This window comes from Aetokthonos hydrillicola CCALA 1050 (assembly GCF_017591665.1).
Lineage (GTDB): Bacteria > Cyanobacteriota > Cyanobacteriia > Cyanobacteriales > Nostocaceae > Aetokthonos > Aetokthonos hydrillicola.
The window spans coordinates 1-1,460 of the sequence record NZ_JAAKGC010000383.1 but is presented as its reverse complement, the minus strand read 5'-3'; the positions used below and the strand labels follow the sequence as shown (position 1 = coordinate 1,460).

The 1,460-nt window shown below is 33.4% G+C and carries 2 protein-coding genes; both read left to right on the top strand.

Features of this window, described 5'->3' with window-relative positions:
- The coding region (locus G4P69_RS38145; protein ID WP_208355173.1) for a glycosyltransferase at window positions 1-666 on the top strand (666 nt) is incomplete at its 5' end.
- A 14-nt stretch (window positions 667-680) separates the two neighbouring features.
- Window positions 681-1,460 (top strand): hypothetical protein (locus tag G4P69_RS38140; protein WP_208355170.1); only part of this gene is annotated, 780 nt, incomplete at its 3' end.

The window sequence follows — 1,460 nt, the reverse complement described above, 5'->3', positions numbered from 1 at the left end:
AATAGTGCATTGATGCCACATTTTCCCGTCTCAGTAATACCTAATCCCCTAGATTTAGATAGCTTTCGTCCGATTGAAAAAACATTAGCACGAAAGCTTTTGAATTTACCTCAACAGCGATCGTTAATTTTATTTGGGGCTTTGGGCGGAACTAACGATCCTCGCAAAGGTATTGATTTATTATTACAAGCCATCAGTTTTCTTGAAACTCAACAGTTAAAAGATATCGAAATAGTAATTTTTGGACAATCAGTTCCCGAACAAGTTCCTAAATTGGGTTTTCCACTTCGATACACGGGTCATCTCGGTGATGATATTTCTCTCGCTCTACTCTATTCTGCTGCTGATGTTTTTGTTGCACCTTCTAGACAAGATAACTTACCGAACACAGTCGTTGAAGCGATAGCCTGTGGCACTCCTACTGTTGCCTTCAAAATTGGAGGAATGCCTGATTTGATTGATCATAAAGTGTCAGGTTATTTAGCACAACCATACGAAGTAGAAGATTTAGCAACAGGAATTCAATGGGTTATAGAGCAACAAAAGGAAAGTAAATCTCTTAGTTTAGCAGCCCGTCGTCACGCAGAATATATGTTTGATCCAATTCGGGTAGCACAGCAGTACGTTACAGTTTATAAGGAAGCGGTGAATATACAAAAAAACTGAGTAACTATATAATTATGCTTGTTGAATTTGTGCTAGAAAAAAATAAAATCCATTCAATACATAAATTTTTTTCTTTGTTTGGCGATTTTAAAAAGTTTATTTTGATATTTGGTCTAGCTATTTGGACTATAATTCCTTTAGTTGGTGTAGTTTTTCTACTCGCATATTGCCAAATTAATATTTCCCAAAATCAAATACGAGGAAATCAAAAACCTGTATTTAATATATTTATAATCTTAATAGTTTTATTTACAATAACTACACACATAGCTAGCTTTCAGCCATTTAACGATACAATTACATATCTTGATATTTATGATTCGCTTCGTAAGGAGACGGGGTTGACGATTTCAGATATAAAAATGGAACCAGTCTCTTTCATTTTGCCTAAATATTTGAGTCCACTAATAGGATCTAGTAAACTGAGTTTTTTATTCATTCAATCGTTGACTATGAATACGGCATTCACCGTATTTCCCATGCTATTTATGCCCGCTTTTTATCCATTAATCATATTAATTAATGTGACGACTCAAGGATACTATTTTCAACTATTTTGGATGAGGCAAATTTATTCATGGATATTTATAATACCTGCCATCTATGTTGACAATTTCGTAATTGCTTGTATCTTTATCTATGTCGGCTATTGGACACACAAGTCTTCTTTGATCTATATTTTTGGCATTTTGCCTGGACTATTCAAGTATAAATTTATTAATGCATTAAATCCATTGAAATTTGTTTATAAATATTTTAATAATAGATTTGGTGTTATTCTTTCTTTTGGCGTG